Genomic DNA, 15564 nt, shown 5'->3' with positions numbered 1-15564 from the left:
GCCGCGCATCGTTTGCGCGGCGGGCCTTTTTGGTGCGGGAGGGCTGTTAACGCCCCACTTGCGGACATCGCGGCGAAGGGCCAATGTCCCGCCAAGGAGGCAACTATGACGGTATGGCGACGCGCGCTTGCAGCGATCACCTTCCTAACAGGAAGCGTGTGGCTAGCCTCTTCCTTCAAGCTTATCTCGGTTCGGCCCGCTATATTTAGCGCCTGCTGGATAGCCTACCTGATGCTGTGGGGCATTGGCATGATTTTGGACTGGCGGTCCCGCAAAAATCATCCACAAAAAGAGCCAACACCATCTCAAAGTGCCGTGGGAGTGATAGTCGCCACCGGGGCCGTGGCGATAGGGACAACCGCCAGTAACGCAACCTCAGCTTCGGGCTATGCAGTTCCAGCGATGATTTTGATTGCGACCATTTTGCTCGCGATCGTGGCCTTCCGCTTCGCATCGAAGAACCAAGGCCAGATTGGGGAAGCCAGGTTCGATACAATGTCAGACGGCAGCCAACCACCACAACCCGCCATCACTCCCCGTTCGGGCTGAGCCTGTCGAAGCCCCCCGCCGGCACCACGCGCGCCTCGCATGAAACGCCCCCTTCCGCCAGCGGCACCAGCGCCACGCGGCGTACCATCAGGCCCTGATCGCGAAGGGATTCCAACCAGGCCAGCACGGCGGCACTTGGCCCCTGCCCGGCAAGCGCAAAGCCGTTCCCCTGTGGCACGGGCGGCTGCAGCCGCACGCCAGTGCGCGCGGCACCGGCCATCAGGCGTGCTGCATCGGGGTGGGACGTGATGCGCGCGCGCGGCTGCGTTTCGGCCAATTGGCGCAGCAGGCGCGCGCTGCGCGCCAAGGCCAAGACATGATCGTCGCGCGCGGCAAGCCAGGCGTGGCGGAGCGGCAGCAGCACGCCCTGCCCCACCCCGACGAGCAGCGCGAGAGCAAGCGCGAGGGACACCATGCCCCGCTCTCGCCCGGTCAGCGCGCCAAACCAAGCCTGCACCCGCGCGATCACGGCGCGCGCATCGTGACCGTGGCCACGATCCCCGCGCCATCGCGCACCGGCACCGGCGGCTGTGCCACCCGCCAGCCATCGCGTTGCAGCGCCAGCAACACCGCATCGATCGCCGGCGCATCGCCCGCGGCCAAGGTGAAACGCAAGGCGCCATCTTCCTGATGGGCCAGCGCCGCCAGCCGTACCGCCGGCGCAGCACGCAGCGCTTGCCACAAGGCAGCGGTGGGTGGCGCCCAACCATCGGCGCCGGCCTGTTGCTGCATCCGATCGATGCGCACGGCGCGTTCCGCCCCGGCCAGGTCCGTCACGTCGGCATGGCGCGCGCGCACCTGCGCGACCGCCGTCGCCACGATCCGCACGCTGTCGGTGCGCCAGCGCACAATCTGCGCCACGGGCACGGCCAGGGCCAGAACACCCACGAGAGCAGCCAGCCGCGCCAGCCGCCGCATGGGCCAAGGCGCGCAGTGGGCGGCATGGTCTGCCACGTCGATCCAAGGTTGCGCGTGGCCCTGCGCCAGGCGCTCGGCCAGAACCGACGCGTCACAGCGCACCACCCGGTCGTCGGCGGGAAGCAAGGCCTGCCACAGCGGCGGCTCGGCCACGAAGGCCGCCGTCGCAGTGCGGGCCATATCCACACCGCCCAGCGTTGCGCAGTGCACCGTGCCCGGCGCTGGCGGCGGCAGCACCAGCGCCGCCGGCACCAGGGCATCGGCCACTTGGCCGGTCGCGACCGAGACCGCCTGCTGCCACGCTGCACGGCGAACAGGATCGACCAGCGCGATCAAGACCTGCCCTTCGGACAGCGCAGCCACCGCCTCGCTGCCGGCAGCCAAGGCGCCGTCCTGCGCCGCCAGGCGCGCCAGGGCCAGGGTTTGTGCGGGGGTGGCCGTGGCCTCCAACGGCTGGACCAGCACTGGCACCGCGCCCGACGGCACCAGCGCGGTCACGCAGCCGGGCATGGCGGGCAAGGCTTCGCCTGGGGAAAGCGGCTGCGCCACCCCATCGGCCACGCGCCAGCCGGCGCATGGCGGCCCGCCGTCTTCGGGCAAGAGCAGGATCAGCCCGGCATCCGGCATGTCAACTGCCCTTGCCGCCATCCGTGCCCGCCGCGGGCGCCGCAGCCTGGCCGGCCGATGTCACATCGGCCGCCGCGCCGCTGCCACCCGCCTGGCCATCGGCGCCGAGCGACAAAATCGCAAAGGGCGCCCCATCGGCACCGGGCACGCGATAGATATAGGGCCGGCCCCAAGGGTCCTTGGGCAAGTCGTTGATATAGCCGCCCTTGCGCCAGGTTTCCGGCACCGGCAGATCGGGTGGCGGCTGGCGCAGCGCGGCCAGACCCTGCGCCTGGGTGGGATAGACGCCTTCGTCCAGCCGGAACATCTCCAGCGCCTGCTCCAGCGTGGCGATGTCGCTCTGCGCCTTTACCACCATGGCGCGATCCTGGCTGGGCAACACGTTGATCAGCACCACCGTGGTCAGCAGACCCAGGATGAAGATCACCACCATCAGTTCCACCAGGCTGAACCCGTTGGGCACAGCAAAAGGGGCGCGGCGGGAAGCGGAAGAGACAACCATCGATCAGGTTCCGGTAAGCGTTTGCAATTGCAGGATTGGCAGCAGGATCGCGAGGATGATCAGCGCCACGATGCCCCCCATCACCACGATGATCGCCGGCTCCAGCAGGGCGAGCGCGGTGGCAGCGGCCGCTTCGAACGAGCGATCGAGCGCGTCGGCCGCGCTTTCGAGCAAGGCGCCCAACTGGCCCGATGCCTCTCCACTGGCGGCCATCGCCACCAACAGCGGGGGAAACAGCCCGGCGCGGCCCAACTCGGCCTGGGCCAAGCCGGCGGCCAGGCTGCCGCCCTCGCGCACGCCTTGCGCCACTTGGCCCAGAGCACGCGCGTGCAGGGTATTTTGCGCGGTCTGCGCGGCCAGACGCAGGCCGTCGAGCAATGGAAGGCGCGCTGCGATCATGGTGGCCAGGGTTTGTGCCAGGGCCGCCGCCTGGGCATCGCGCCACAGCGGCCCCAGCAGTGGCAGGCGCAAAAGCGCGCCATCCACCGCCGCGCGAAACGGCGGCCATGCCAGGCCGCGAACAAAACCCACCGCCGCCAGCGCCAATGTGGCCAGCACGGCCCAGCCCCACGCGGCGAGAAAGTCCGAAAGGCCGATCACCATGCGCGTCAGCCACGGCAATTGCCGGCTGGCGGCGTCAAACTGTTCCACCACGCGCGGCACCACTGCCACCATCAGCCCGGTCACCACGGCAATCGCCACCACCGCCAGCGCCGCGGGATAGGCCAGCGCACCGGCCAAGCGCGCGCGCACCTGCGCCTGCCGTTCGATCAGGTCGGCCAGGCGCGCGGCGATCTGGGGCAGGCGCCCGGCGCTTTCCCCCGCCCCCACCATCGCGCGATAGACCGGGGGAAAGGCGTGCGGTGCGCGGGCAAGCGCCTCTGCCAGCGAAAGCCCTTCGCACACCCCGGCGTGCACAGCGCGGATCACCGCGCCTTCGCGGGTGCTGCCGGCCTGTCTCAGCATGGTGCGCAGCGCTTCTTCCACCGGACTCACCGCCACCAGCGCGGCCAGTTGCCGGGTCAACAGTGCGCGGCTGCGCAGGCCGAGCCGCCCGGGTGCCCGTGCCACTGCCGGTGCGGGCTCGATCCGCATGACCTGCCAGTGCTGCGCCACCAGGCGTGCCTGCGCGCTGACCGCATCGGGCGCGGCGATGCGGCCCTGCCGCTCGCGCCCCTGGCGATCGACCGCGCGATAGAGAAAGGCCGGCGTCATCCGCCCTGGTCCTGGCGCAGGATGCGGGCAGCCTCCGACGCGCTCACCTTGCCTGCCACCACCAGCGCACGAGCGGCATCGGCAAGGCGCGGCGCCGCTGCAAACGCATGGGCCGCCAGCGCATCTTCATCGGCATCGTCATGGATCAGGCGGCGCAGGCCATCGTCGGCCCACAGTGCCTCGAACACGCCGATGCGGCCGGCATGCCCGGTCTGGCCGCAAGCATCGCAACCAGGCGCGACCATGGCCATGGCGCCGAATTCCAGCGCCAGCGCCGCAGCCAGACGCGGTGGCACCGCTTCGGCCCTGCGGCATTGCGGGCACAGCCGCCGCACCAGCCGCTGCGCCAGCACCGCGCGCAGCGTGGCGGCCAGCAGGAACGGCTCCACCCCCATGTCGCGCAGCCGGGTCACCGCGCCGGCGGCATCGTTGGTGTGAACCGTCGCCAGCACGAGGTGCCCGGTCAGTGCCGCCTGCACCGCGATCTGCGCGGTTTCCGCGTCGCGGATCTCGCCCACCATCACCACGTCGGGGTCCTGCCGCAGGATCGCGCGCAGGCCTGCGGCAAAGGTCAGTCCCAGGCGCGGGTTCACCTGCGTTTGCCCCACGCCGTCCACCGCATATTCCACCGGGTCTTCCACGGTCAGGATATTGCGCGTGCCATCGCCCAGCAGGCCCAGCGCGGCATAAAGCGTGGTGGTCTTGCCCGATCCGGTCGGGCCGGTGACCAGCACGATACCGTTGGGCTGGGCCAGCGCACGGCGCAGCACCGCGTCTGCGGCGGGATCGAGGCCCAGCGCGACCAGATCGATCCCGGCGCGCGCCTTGTCCAACAGGCGCAACACCACCCGCTCTCCCGCGCGCGAGGGCAAGGTGGAAACGCGCACGTCCACCAGCCGCCCGGCCAGATCGAGCGCCATGCGCCCATCCTGCGGCAGGCGCCGCTCGGCAATGTCGAGCCGGGCCATCACCTTGATCCGGCTGGCCAGCATCGGCGCGACATGGGCGGGCAGGCGCAGCATCTCGGCCAGCTGCCCGTCGCGGCGCAGGCGCACGACCAAGGCCTGCTCATAGGGCTCAAGGTGAATGTCCGACGCGCCCTGGCGCAACCCTTCGGCCAGCAAGCCGTTGATCAGGCGAATCACCGGCGCGTCGTCGGTGCTGCCCAGCAGGTCTTCGGCGCTGGGCAGGTCCAGCGCGGGCTGCGCATCCTCGCGCACCAGGGCATCGGCAGCCGCGGCCGCGCCATCGGCATAGGCCTGGGCCAGCAGCGCCTCGAACGCGGGTGGGGCCACGCGCCGCCAACTGGCGATCGGCCCCGCCACCCGGCGCAGTTCCAGCAGGGCCAGGGCATTGGCATCCTCGCGCAGCACCACGGCCAGGCCGCCTGGCCCATGCCCTTCCACCAGGAAGCCGCGATCGCGCGCCACGGCATAGTCCGGGCGCCAGGCCGGCGCCGCATCGCCGCCGAACATCATGGCCGTGTCTCCCCCACGGCGCCGGCGCGCGGCGGCGGCGTGATCACCATGTCACCGGGCGCTGGCGTGCGGGGGCGTGCCGCGCCCAGGTAATCCTCCACCAGTTCATCGATCGAAGGTTCGCGGCCCGGTGCGAATGCCGACTGCGCGCCGCGCACCGCCTCCATCCGGCGCGCGGTCAGCGCCGCGCGATCGGCCCCGCCGCGCAGGATCGTGGGGCGGATGAAGACCATGAGGTTGGTCTTCACGTGGCTTTTGCTGCGCGATTTGAACAGTTCGCCCAGCAGCGGCACGTCGCCCAGCAGCGGCACCTTTTCCAGCGTGCGCCGCTCGGCATCGTCCAGCAGCCCGCCCAGCGCGATGATCTCGCCATCGCCCACGGTCACGGTGGTGCGGATCTCGCGCTTGTTGACCACCAGTTCGCCGTTGCTGGCCGAAACCGGCCCGGCCACCGAACTTACCTGCTGGCGCAGATCGAGCCGGACGGCGTTGCCGGCGTTGATCTGCGGCGTCACATCCAGTTCGATCCCCACGTTCTGGCGGGCGATGGTGCGAAAGGCGCCCGACAGCGAATTGGACAGCGCTTCTCCGGTCGCCACCGGGATTTCCTTGCCGAACAGGATCGACGCCGGGACATTGTTGTTGGTGACGATGTGCGGGGTGGACAGCACGTTGGAATTGTTGTCCGCCCGCACGGCATCGATCAGCGTGCCGAAGAAGCCCGAACCGCCCAGGGTCGTGGCCCAACCGGCAATCCCCCCACGCGCACCCAACGCCGCCTGCGCCGCGTTCTGGCGCAGGAGATCGGCTGTCGCGCTGGTGGTGGAGGTGGTGACCGTCGCGCCGTTGATCACGGTGGTCGTCTGGTCCAGCCGATCGGCATAGAGCCCGCCAGCCAGATCGAGGATATTGGCCGCGCCGTTGGAAAAGCTGGTGACGGCAAAGGGCGCGTCCTTGCCCCCGATCAGCATCTGTACGCCCAGCTTTTGCGCCACGTCGTCAGACACTTCGACGATGATCGCTTCCACCAGCACCTGCTGCTGCGGCAGATCGAGCGCGTGGACCAGATCGGAGAGGCGGCGTTGTTCATCCGCCGGGGCGGCAATGATCACGGCATTGGCGCCGGGATAGCGTGTGATCGTGGCGGTGCCGCGCCCGCCGTCCAGCCGGATCGGCCCGCTGCCCAGGCTGCCCATGGTGCCACCCGATGGATTGGCCGGGGCGCCGTTGCCCTGCCCGGCAGAAAGCGGCGGGCCAGCGGCGGGATTGGCGCCCGATGCACCAGTTGCGCCGCCCATGCCACCCAGCGAAACCGGCGCGGCCGACCCGGCGCTGGCTTCCCCGCCGCTGCCACCGACCAGGCGCTCCAGCACCGGCACCAGCAACGCGGCATCGGCATGGTCGAGCCACAGCACGCGGATCGCCCCACCTTCCCCGGCGCGCGCGTCCAGCCGCCGCGCCACTTCGGCCAGGCGAGCCAGCGTGGGCGGATCGCCGCGCAGCACCACGGCATTGGCGCTGTCCACCGCCACCACGCTGGCCGGGGTGCGCCCGCCCTCGCCAGCCGCGACCAGTTGGGTCAGCGCGGTGGCCACTTCGCGCGCACCGGCATGGGCAAGGTCGATCGTCAACACCGCGGCCCGGTCCTGGTCGATCTGGCGCACCAGCGCGCGGATGCGGGCGACGTTATCGGCATAATCGACCACCACCAGCGAATTGCCGGCCTTGTTGGCCGTGAGCGAGCCATCCTTGCTGACCAGCGGGCGCAGCGTGTCGAGCGCCTGGGCGGCGTCGGCGGCGTGCAGGCGGATCACTTCGGTGACCATCTGGTTGCGCGCGCCGCCGCGCGGGATGCCGGTCGGCTGGCTGGCCGCGCCTTCAACCGGCTGGATGCGAAATGCGCCGTTGCCGGTGGGCACCGCCACCAGGCCATTGGCGCGCAAGGTGGCCAGGAATACCTCGAAATATTCGCTGGCGCTCAAGGTTCGCTCGCTCGCCACGCTCACCTTGCCGGCCACGCGGGCATCGACGATGAACGTACGCCCGGTCACTTCGGCGGCATCGGCAATGAACGCGCGCATATCGGCCTCGCGCACGTTGAGGCGGTATTGCGCCTGCGCGGCCTGCGGCATGGCCAGCCCGAGGATCGGCAGCGCCAGGCAGGCCAGCCACGCGCGCCACCCGATCGCACGCCTCACTGCCCGCCCCCTTGCGACCCCAGCGACAGCGCCAGATCGCGCCCGCCGCGCCGCACGGTGACGGCCAGGGCGCGGCCCTGCGCGATCGCAGCATCGAGCCGGGCGGCATCCTCCTGCCCACGCACCGGCGCGCCGCCGATCGCCACGATGCGATCATCGGGCAGCAGGCCCCAGCTTTGCCCGGCCCCGCCGGTGAGCGAAAGCGCGGGTTTTCCGTCAGCCGTGACCAGGGCAAACCGGCCGCCCAAGTCTTGCGGCGCAAGCTCATGCGGCGCGGATGGTGCCGCCGCTGGCGCGGTGCCGTCCTGCGGGGCGAGCGATAGCGTCACCCGCCCGCCCGCGCGCAATAGCACCACGTGATCGAACGCCACTTGCGCCAGGCGCACGCCGGGCAATGCCTCTTCCCCCTGGGCCACGACATGCTGCACGCCATCCGCACCGGCGAGGATCGCGCTGCCGCCTTGCCCGTCGGGCGTGGAGCGCGTGCCGAGCAAACGCAGCGGCCCTGCATCGCCAGAGCCGCCGTCACTTTCACGCGCAAATGGATCGAATTGGGCAAACAGGCCGGCCCGCGCCGGGGCATCGAGCACCATCGCCCCGCCCGCATCGTCGGCCACCGCAGAATCGAGCGGCGCCAGGACGACCCAGCACAACATCGCCAGCAGCGCCCCGGCACTGCCCAGCAGCGCCACTTCGGCCAGGCGCGCAGCGATGGGCGAGGTCGACATGGAGCGCGGCCGCCTGGCGCGCGACGCAACCAGCCCTTGTATGCGCCCTCCCGATCCGTGCATCCCTTGCGCCCGCTTGCCCATGATTGCCTTGCCCCTTGCCTGGCGCAGGGTAATCCAGTCTGCCGCGCCCAGAGTGCGGGAAAGCCTCGATTTCGGTTCCGCTAGCGCCTAGGATCTGACCGATGATCGCGCTTCCCAAACCGCTGCACCGTGCCGCCCTGCGCGTGGCGCATCGGTTGCGCGTGGCCTGGTGGCGTTGGCGGCAAGTGCCGGTGCTGGGCTGCATGGTGGTGGCGCGCAACGCGGCGGGGCATGTCCTGCTGGTGCGGCACAGCTATCACCACAGCGCGCTATGGATGCTGCCGGGCGGCGGATTGGCGCGCGGGGAAAGCCCTGTGGCCACGGCCGCGCGCGAACTGGCGGAGGAAACCGGCTGCACCCTGGCGCAAGCCGTGCATTTTGCCGATCACTTGCGCGATCGCGGCGGCTGGCTTAACCAGATCGCCCTGGTGGCCGGCTTGGCCTACGGCACCCCGCGCGCAGACGGGCGCGAGTTGGAAGAGGCCGCGTTCTTTGCCCTCGATGCGCTGCCGCCCACCACCAGCCCGGCCACGCGCGAGATGATCGCGCTTTGGCAGCATAAGACGGGGCAAGCCTCAGAACGGTAGCTCGGCCTGCCCTGGCGCCACGGCGGGCGCCTCGCCGGGCTCATCCAGCGCCGAGAGGATCACGCCCATCAGCCGCACCGGCTGCGGCAGCGGCAGCACCTGGTCGAGCAGGCCACGCGCCACCTCGGCCAGGGTATCGCGGCTGGACACCGGGGTGGAAATGGAACGCGCCCGGCTCATTGCCGAAAAATCCTTGAATTTCAGCTTTAGGGTGACGGTGCGCCCGGTCACGTCGGCCCGCGCCACGCGCTCCCACGCCAGGTCGATGATGGTTTCCAGCGTTTCGCGCAAAACGGTGCCCGATGACAGATCGCGGTCGAACGTGCGCTCTGCCCCCACCGACTTGCGCGGGCGATCGGCCGTTACCGCGCGCAGATCGATGCCGCGCGCGGCGCGATAGAGATAATCGGCCTGGGCCCCGAAATGCTGGCGCAGACTGGCCAGGTCGAGGCGGCGCAAGTCAGCGCCGGTGGCAATGCCCAACGCCGCCATCTTTTCCGCCCCGCGCGGCCCCACCCCGTGGAACCGCGCCACCGGCAGCGCCGAAACGAACGCAGCGCCTTCGCCCGGGCGGATCACGCACAGGCCGTCGGGCTTGTTCTGGTCGCTCGCCAGCTTTGCCAGGAACTTGTTGTAGGAGACCCCCGCACTGGCGGTCAGCCCGGTTTCGGCGCGGATGCGCTGGCGAATCAATTCGGCGATGCGCGTGGCCGAACCGATCCCGCGCGCATCGCGCGTCACATCAAGATAGGCCTCGTCGAGCGAGAGGGGCTCCACATCGGGCGTATAATCCAGGAAGATCGCGCGGATCTGTTGCGACACTGCGCGATAGACATCGAAGCGCGGGCGGCGAAAGATCAGGTCCGGGCATAGTTGCACCGCGCGCGCCGACGGCATGGCCGAACGCACGCCAAAGGCGCGTGCCTCATAGCTGGCCGCCGCCACCACGCCGCGCGCGGCATTGCCGCCCACCGCCACCGGCTTGCCGCGCAATTCGGGGGCATCGCGCTGTTCGACGCTGGCATAGAATGCGTCCATGTCGACATGGATGATCTTGCGCAGGCCCGGCGCCGTATCGGCGCCATCGGCAGCGGCAGGATCGAAAATCGAAGGTTCGGGCACGGGCATGACGCGACGCGATCATGCCACAAAGGCCTGGCAAAGGCTGCAACAAAACCTTGGATTGGCGTCCCCCGCCTGCCATAGGATCGTTATGCAACCCAACTATCCAGCCGGCCGGCGCCAGATCCAGGCGCTGGGCGGGCGCGAATTCATTGCCATGATGGCCTTGCTCATGGCGCTCCAGGCGCTGGCCATCGATGCCATGTTGCCCGGCCTTGGCCAGATTGCCGCCGATCTGGGCGTGAGCGATCCCAATCGCCGCCAACTGGTGGTGGGCGTGTTCCTGGTTTCGGCGGGATTGGGCGCGCTGATCCCCGGTGCCCTGGCCGATCGCCACGGGCGGCGGCCGGTGCTGCTGGTGACCATCGTGCTCTATGTGGTGCTGGCTCTGGGCTGCGCGATGGCGCCCGATTTCAATAGCTTGTTGATTCTCCGCGCGCTCCACGCGGTGGCCAGCGCCGGGGTGGCGGTGCTGCCGGCAGCGATCGTGCGCGATCGCTTTGCCGGGGACCAGATGGCGCGCACGCTGTCCACCGTGTCCACGGTGTTCATGGTGGTGCCGATGCTGGCGCCCAGCGTCGGGCAATTCGTGCTGCTGTTTGCCGGATGGCGCTGGATTTTCGGCGTGCTGGCGGTGCTGGGCGCGATCATGGGGGTGTGGGTGTTCCAGCGACTGCCCGAAACGCTTAATCCCGCCAACCGCCAAGCGATCATGCCGCTCACCATCGCGCGCAACATGGCCAATTCGGCGATGGAGCGCTCATCGGCAGGTTATGTGCTGGGCGCCTCGCTCGTGTTCGGGGCGATGTTCGGCTATATCAACTGCTCGCAACAGCTGGTGGCCGAACACTTTGGCGCCGGGCGCTATTTCCCGCTGATCTTCGGGGCCACGGCGCTGTCGCTGTCGTTCTCCAACTTCTTCAACGCGCGCATCGTCGAACGCTTTGGCGCGCGGCGCGTGTCGCAGACCGCGCTGCTGGCGTGCATCGGCCTCAGCCTGCTGCAAGTCCACTTCGCGTTCAGCCCGCACCAGACGCTGCTGCGCTTCATGCCGGTGATGGCGGCCAACATCTGCGCCATGGGATTCATCGGCGCCAATTTCAGCTCGATCGCGCTGCAGCCCTTTGCCCGCACGGCGGGCGCTGCCAGTTCGATGCAGATGTTCATGCGAACCCTGATCGGCTCGCTGATCGGCATCGCCATCGGCCAGGTTTACGACGGCACGGCGCGTCCGCTCTCGATCGCCTTCGTCACCTGCGGCCTGCTGTCGCTGGGCCTCGTGCTGTTCTCGGAACGCGGCCGCCTGTTTCGCCGCCTGATCCCGCCGGGCGGAGAGCGGGTGCTGGTGGACGTGCACTGACGCAGGCGTAAAGCCTCGCACCCAGCGCAACCTTGCCGCATCAAGCCACGGCGCGGTCCATGGCAGCCAGGGCCACGTCGGCCCGCTCGGGCCGGCCCAGGTGATAGCCTTGCATCAGGCGGATGCCCAGCGCGCGGGCGGTGGCCAGCTGGGCTTCGTCCTCCACGCCTTCGATCATGCATTCGATGCCCAGTTGCCAGGCGAACGACACGATCGTGCCCACGATCGCCCGCGCGCCAGGATCGCTCGACAGCGCGGCCGCCAGCCCGCGATCGATCTTGACCATGTCCAGCGGCAGATCGCGCAATTGCGACAGGCTTGACCAGCCGGCACCGAAATCGTCGAGCGCCAGGCGGAAGCCGGCGGCGCGGAATGCTTCCAACTGGGTGCGGGCGCGGCGCGGATCGGCCAGCAGCGCCGCTTCGTTCATTTCCAGCAGGAAACGGGCAGGGTCCGCGCCGGCATCGCGCACCAGGCGATCGAGCGATTCGACCGCGCCCTCGCGGGTGACATCGCGCGGACTGAGGTTGATCGCCACGGTCAACCCGCGCCGCCAGGCATCGCATTCGGCCAAAGTGCGCGCGATCACCGCGCGGGTCAGTTCGCCGGTGCGGCCGGTGGCCGTGGCCAGGTGCATGAATTCGCCGGGCGCCAACCAGGTCTGCCCATCGGGCGACCAGCGGGCAAACGCCTCGAACCCCAGCACGGCGCCGCTGTCGACATCGTAGAACGGCTGGTAAAGCAGGCGCAGCCGGTCATCCAGGCGGCAACCGTTGAACTGGCGGGTCATCGCGCTGCGATGCTGCAGGGCCACTTCGTCTTCCGGGCCGAACAGAACGATCGCGCCTTCGCCCCGCTTCTTGGCCTTGTAGAGCGCGGCATCGGCTCGTTCGAGGCAGGCCCCCACGGCGTGCCCGCCCACATTCGCCGCCCCGGCATTGGCCCCCCGCATCCGGTGAATTCCGGTGGACGCATGCAGGCGCAAGGTAACGCCATTGTGCACCACGGGCGCGCGCACCGCCTGTGACAGGGCATGGGCAGCCGCTGCCACGCCCGGCCCGTCGAGCGCGCCATCGAACAGGATCGCGAATTCATCGCCGCCCAGCCGGCCATGCGCCACCACCCCGCCGATCGCATCGATGCGGCGCGAAACCGCGCGCAGCACGTCATCGCCCGCAGCGTGGCCATAGGTGTCGTTGATATGCTTGAACCCATCGAGATCGAGCAGCGCCAGCCAGGGTTGCGGCGCATCGTACCGGGTCACTTCCTGGGCCAGCCGCGCCAGGATCGCGCGGCGGTTGAGACCGCCGGTCAGGGGATCGCGCGAGGCCTGCTCAAAGTTCGTCTGCGCCAGCCGCGCGGCCAGCCGTTCGCGCCGGGCAAGTTGCTGACGCGACAGCTCCAGCCGCACGAAATCGGCGTGAAAGCCGAACGTCATCATCAGCACGGTGAGATTGGCCATCGTCAGGACCACGACCACCGGCCAAACCCCCGCCCCATCGACGGCGAGGTAGACAATGGCAGCCGGCACCGTGCAGGTCAGCGCCAGGCGCAGGGCCGCGGCGGGCGCATGGGCCAGGCCCAGCACGCCCGCCACCGACACCACCGAGAGCAGCACGCGCACCAGCGCCCGCTGCGCATCGTTGCCCACGCAATAGAGCGAGAGCGCCCACGACACGGCGAACAGCGCCGAAAGCCCCACGCTCATCGGCAAAGTGACGATATCCTTGCGCCGCCGCGCCAGGGGGCGTTGCGCCACCTGGGAAGGCAGCCAGTGCCAGCCGCGCTCGGCGGCGAAGGCCATCATCGCCACGCCCGGCAACAAGACCGGCCAGTGGACCGTGCCGATGAAGCGCATGATCACCAGGCCCACGCCCAGGATCACCAGCAGCGACAGCAGCGGCAGGCGCCGCGACAGATTGTGGGCGTAGGACGCCACCATGGTTTCGCCACGATGGCTGCGCCAATGCGAAGCGCCCAGGACCGAACCGACCAATGCCCGTGCCGTCCGCCCTCGGCCGCGACGGCGCGTTGGCTTGCCCGGCACTGGCGCTGGGCTTGCCTCCACATCGTAGTCTGCCTGAGGGTTTCCGCTAAGGACTTCCATCTGGCGGCCATAGGGCCAAGGCAGTTAACAGGTGGTATGCGCGCCCACCCAAGCGATTGCCCTCGCGCGCGGAAACCAGTGCGCCCGGCGCCGTCAGCCCTCGGCCAGCGCCGCCACCAAGGCCTTGACTTTCTTCTGCCGCCACTGCGGCAGGGGGGCTACCAGCCAATAGCCACGCCGGCCGTTTTCCACTTCGCCCAGCGCAACCACGCGGCCGGTGGAAAGCGCATATTCGGCCAGCAGCAAAGGCACGCGCGCTTTGCCCAGGCCAGCGGCGGCAGCACTGATCGCGGTGCCCGCATCGCCCACCGAAAAGGCCACTTCGCGCCCTTCGCCCGCCGGCACCGGGTCACCCGGCCAGCCGATCCACGCGCCGTCGCTGTTGGCGCCAACACTGTTCTCCGGGTTTCCTTCGGCAAAGCCGGGCGCGGCCACGATCACGGTCTGCGGCGCGCCCAGCGGGATGCCTTCCAGTTCGCCCGGCCCTTCGGCCCAGCGCACGGCGAGATCGAGGTTGGCCTCGGTAAAGTCGATGTCGCCATCGCCGCCCACCAGCGAAAAGCGCAGCGCGGGGTTTTCGGCGCGGAACGCGGCGAGGCGCTGGCTGAACCAGGCGGCAAAGAAATCGCGCGGGCAGGCAATGGTATAGACGTGGCTGGATTGGCCGGCCTGCATCGCCTGCACGCCTTCTTCAAAGCGCAGGAAGCCTTCGCGGATGGCATCGAGGCCGGCGGCGGCTTCGTCGGTCAGTTCCAGGCCCTTGGACGTGCGGCGGAACAGCACCACGCCCAAAAGGTCTTCCAGCGCGCGGATCTGCTGGCCAACGGCGGCGGGCGTCACGGCCAGTTCGTCGGCAGCGCGGGTGAAGGACAGGTGGCGGGCGGCGGCATCGAGCACGCGCAGCCCGTTGAGCGGGAGATGGGTCCGCTTCATGAGGTGATTGCCTTCTTCTTGGCGGTCAATTGGCCGTGGCCGGGGCGGCCAGCGGAAAGAAGGGGATGGCCACTTCCAACAAGGAGCCATCGTCGCGGCGCATGGTGTAATGCCCCTCCATGCTGCCCGTGGGCGTGCCCAGCGGACAGCCCGAGACATAGTCGTGCGCCTGGCCCGGTTCCAGCCGGGGCTGTTCGCCCACCACGCCTTCGCCATCGACAAAGCTGACATGGCCACGCCCGTCGGTGATGCGCCAATGCCGGGTCACGAGCTGGGCCGGCTCGTTCGAATCGTTTTCGATGCGGATGTGATAGACCCAGAACCACTTGCCGGCCGCCACGCGCGATTGCTCAGGCAAAAAGTTCACCGCCACCCGGACGGTGATGCCATGCGTGATCGCGGCATGCTGGAAAAGCTGCTTCATCCGCCACAGACTAACGCACTTGGGCGTTCGTTCCAATGCCCGAAATGGACCATCTGCGCCAACGCCCTTGCTGCAGCAGGGCGGGCACGGCACAGGCAGGAATGTGATGACTGACCAGCCACCGCCCCCGTTCATCGTCTGCGCCGTGCTGCCCCATGGGGAAACCGGCGCGGTGGTGCGCCTGCTGGGCGAGGAGACGGGACTCGTCGCGGTCTATGTGGCGGGTGCGCGCGGGCGGACCTTGCGCCCCGTGCTGATCCCCGGAAACCTGGTGGCCGCAGACCTGGCGCGGCGCGGCGATACGCGCCTGCCCACCGCGCGGGTGGAACTGATCGCCAGCCGCGGCCCCTGGCTGGGCGAGCCGCTGGCCAGCGCCGGCCTGGCCTGGGCCTGCGCGCTGACCGCCGCCGCCCTGCCCGAGGGCTTGCCCCTGCCGGCGATCCATGCCGCGCTCGTCGCCTTGCTCGATGCCATTTGCCTGGCGCCATCGGCACGCGGTTGGGCGCGCGCGCTGGCCGGCTATGAAGCCTTGCTGCTGCGCGAAGGCGGGCACGGCCTGGCGCCCCTGCCCGTTGCCAACGAGACTTGGCCCGCCCTGCTGGCCCGGCTGGATGCCCAGGGGCCGGCGATTGCAAGCCAACTGCTTGCCGAACGGCGGCGCGATGTTATGGCGGCCCGCGCGATTCTGCTGGAACGGCTGAAGCGCATCGGATCGGATTGAGAAGGCCAGAA

General features: G+C 69.7%; 15 protein-coding genes. 4 read left to right on the top strand and 11 right to left on the bottom strand.

The features are described from left to right. The first annotated feature begins 105 nt into the window (after window positions 1-105). Window positions 106-549, top strand: coding sequence for a hypothetical protein (locus FHW94_RS02425; RefSeq protein ID WP_168554183.1), 444 nt, complete (start codon window positions 106-108; stop codon window positions 547-549). On the opposite strand, the gene gspM is transcribed toward FHW94_RS02425, so the two are convergent. Genes gspM through FHW94_RS02390 form a run of 7 tightly spaced genes read right to left on the bottom strand, consistent with a single transcriptional unit; the run spans window position 530 to window position 8215 of the window. Next, window positions 530-1018 carry a type II secretion system protein GspM gene (gspM, locus tag FHW94_RS02420; RefSeq protein WP_168554182.1) on the bottom strand — a complete coding sequence of 163 codons (489 nt, stop codon included), beginning with the start codon at window positions 1016-1018 and terminating at the stop codon, window positions 530-532. The two genes, FHW94_RS02425 and gspM, sit on opposite strands and share 20 nt — an antisense overlap. Further along, complete coding sequence (locus FHW94_RS02415; protein ID WP_168554181.1) at window positions 1015-2094, bottom strand: hypothetical protein; 1080 nt, start codon at window positions 2092-2094, stop codon at window positions 1015-1017. The genes gspM and FHW94_RS02415 overlap by 4 nt, the downstream gene beginning before the upstream one ends. Window position 2095: 1 nt before the next feature. After that, window positions 2096-2596 carry a type II secretion system major pseudopilin GspG gene (gene gspG, locus FHW94_RS02410; RefSeq protein ID WP_168554180.1) on the bottom strand — a complete coding sequence of 167 codons (501 nt, stop codon included), beginning with the start codon at window positions 2594-2596 and terminating at the stop codon, window positions 2096-2098. A 3-nt stretch (window positions 2597-2599) separates the two neighbouring features. Beyond that, the gene (locus FHW94_RS02405; RefSeq protein ID WP_168554179.1) at window positions 2600-3811 is read right to left on the bottom strand and encodes a type II secretion system F family protein; all 1212 of its coding nucleotides are present in this window, start codon (window positions 3809-3811) and stop codon (window positions 2600-2602) included. Further along, window positions 3808-5289 carry an ATPase, T2SS/T4P/T4SS family gene (locus FHW94_RS02400; RefSeq protein WP_168554178.1) on the bottom strand — a complete coding sequence of 494 codons (1482 nt, stop codon included), beginning with the start codon at window positions 5287-5289 and terminating at the stop codon, window positions 3808-3810. The genes FHW94_RS02405 and FHW94_RS02400 overlap by 4 nt, the downstream gene beginning before the upstream one ends. Beyond that, window positions 5286-7487, bottom strand: coding sequence for a type II secretion system secretin GspD (gene gspD / locus FHW94_RS02395; RefSeq protein ID WP_349237421.1), 2202 nt, complete (start codon window positions 7485-7487; stop codon window positions 5286-5288). Before gspD ends, FHW94_RS02400 begins: the two co-directional genes overlap by 4 nt. Next, entirely contained in the window at window positions 7484-8215 is a 732-nt protein-coding gene (locus FHW94_RS02390; RefSeq protein ID WP_168554177.1) for a type II secretion system protein N, read from the bottom strand. The genes gspD and FHW94_RS02390 overlap by 4 nt, the downstream gene beginning before the upstream one ends. A gap of 185 nt (window positions 8216-8400) precedes the next feature. Between FHW94_RS02390 and FHW94_RS02385 the strand changes: the two genes are divergently transcribed. Next, on the top strand, window positions 8401-8886 hold the full coding sequence (locus tag FHW94_RS02385; protein WP_168554176.1) for an NUDIX domain-containing protein: 486 nt from the start codon (window positions 8401-8403) through the stop codon (window positions 8884-8886). Here the strand turns inward: FHW94_RS02385 and dinB are convergent. Beyond that, complete coding sequence (gene dinB, locus FHW94_RS02380) at window positions 8875-10014, bottom strand: DNA polymerase IV (protein ID WP_168554175.1); 1140 nt, start codon at window positions 10012-10014, stop codon at window positions 8875-8877. The two genes, FHW94_RS02385 and dinB, sit on opposite strands and share 12 nt — an antisense overlap. 85 nt (window positions 10015-10099) lie before the next feature. On the opposite strand from dinB, the gene FHW94_RS02375 reads away from it, so the two are divergent. After that, on the top strand, window positions 10100-11368 hold the full coding sequence (locus FHW94_RS02375) for a multidrug effflux MFS transporter (RefSeq protein ID WP_168554174.1): 1269 nt from the start codon (window positions 10100-10102) through the stop codon (window positions 11366-11368). 40 nt (window positions 11369-11408) lie between these two features. Here the strand turns inward: FHW94_RS02375 and FHW94_RS02370 are convergent, their stop codons facing one another. The 3 genes from FHW94_RS02370 to apaG all read right to left on the bottom strand — a co-directional run bounded on the left by FHW94_RS02370 (window position 11409) and on the right by apaG (window position 14832). Then, the gene (locus FHW94_RS02370; protein ID WP_246865853.1) at window positions 11409-13364 is read right to left on the bottom strand and encodes an EAL domain-containing protein; all 1956 of its coding nucleotides are present in this window, start codon (window positions 13362-13364) and stop codon (window positions 11409-11411) included. A gap of 204 nt (window positions 13365-13568) precedes the next feature. Next, window positions 13569-14408 carry a LysR family transcriptional regulator gene (locus FHW94_RS02365; RefSeq protein WP_168554173.1) on the bottom strand — a complete coding sequence of 280 codons (840 nt, stop codon included), beginning with the start codon at window positions 14406-14408 and terminating at the stop codon, window positions 13569-13571. Window positions 14409-14433: 25 nt separating this feature from the next. Continuing rightward, the gene (apaG, locus tag FHW94_RS02360) at window positions 14434-14832 is read right to left on the bottom strand and encodes a Co2+/Mg2+ efflux protein ApaG (RefSeq protein ID WP_168554172.1); all 399 of its coding nucleotides are present in this window, start codon (window positions 14830-14832) and stop codon (window positions 14434-14436) included. A 106-nt stretch (window positions 14833-14938) separates the two neighbouring features. Here apaG and FHW94_RS02355 point away from each other — a divergent pair, with 106 nt between their 5' ends. Continuing rightward, the gene (locus FHW94_RS02355) at window positions 14939-15553 is read left to right on the top strand and encodes a recombination protein O N-terminal domain-containing protein (RefSeq protein WP_168554171.1); all 615 of its coding nucleotides are present in this window, start codon (window positions 14939-14941) and stop codon (window positions 15551-15553) included. The last annotated feature ends 11 nt before the right edge of the window (window positions 15554-15564 follow it).

Source organism: Novosphingobium sp. SG720 (genome assembly GCF_012275365.1).
In the GTDB taxonomy this organism is placed as follows: Bacteria; Pseudomonadota; Alphaproteobacteria; order Sphingomonadales; family Sphingomonadaceae; genus Novosphingobium; species Novosphingobium rhizosphaerae.
Note: the sequence above shows the minus strand (reverse complement) of the source record. Positions and strands in the feature narration are given on the sequence as shown.

Coding starts and splice junctions, on each gene's coding strand:
- FHW94_RS02355 (WP_168554171.1), top strand. CDS start 14,939: ATGACTGACCAGCCACCGCCCCCGTTCATCGTCTGCGCCGTGCTGCCC.
- FHW94_RS02425 (WP_168554183.1), top strand. CDS start 106: ATGACGGTATGGCGACGCGCGCTTGCAGCGATCACCTTCCTAACAGGA.
- FHW94_RS02385 (WP_168554176.1), top strand. CDS start 8,401: ATGATCGCGCTTCCCAAACCGCTGCACCGTGCCGCCCTGCGCGTGGCG.
- dinB (WP_168554175.1), bottom strand. CDS start 10,014: ATGCCCGTGCCCGAACCTTCGATTTTCGATCCTGCCGCTGCCGATGGC.
- gspG (WP_168554180.1), bottom strand. CDS start 2,596: ATGGTTGTCTCTTCCGCTTCCCGCCGCGCCCCTTTTGCTGTGCCCAAC.
- FHW94_RS02415 (WP_168554181.1), bottom strand. CDS start 2,094: ATGCCGGATGCCGGGCTGATCCTGCTCTTGCCCGAAGACGGCGGGCCG.
- apaG (WP_168554172.1), bottom strand. CDS start 14,832: ATGAAGCAGCTTTTCCAGCATGCCGCGATCACGCATGGCATCACCGTC.
- FHW94_RS02365 (WP_168554173.1), bottom strand. CDS start 14,408: ATGAAGCGGACCCATCTCCCGCTCAACGGGCTGCGCGTGCTCGATGCC.
- FHW94_RS02405 (WP_168554179.1), bottom strand. CDS start 3,811: ATGACGCCGGCCTTTCTCTATCGCGCGGTCGATCGCCAGGGGCGCGAG.
- FHW94_RS02400 (WP_168554178.1), bottom strand. CDS start 5,289: ATGATGTTCGGCGGCGATGCGGCGCCGGCCTGGCGCCCGGACTATGCC.
- FHW94_RS02375 (WP_168554174.1), top strand. CDS start 10,100: ATGCAACCCAACTATCCAGCCGGCCGGCGCCAGATCCAGGCGCTGGGC.
- FHW94_RS02390 (WP_168554177.1), bottom strand. CDS start 8,215: ATGTCGACCTCGCCCATCGCTGCGCGCCTGGCCGAAGTGGCGCTGCTG.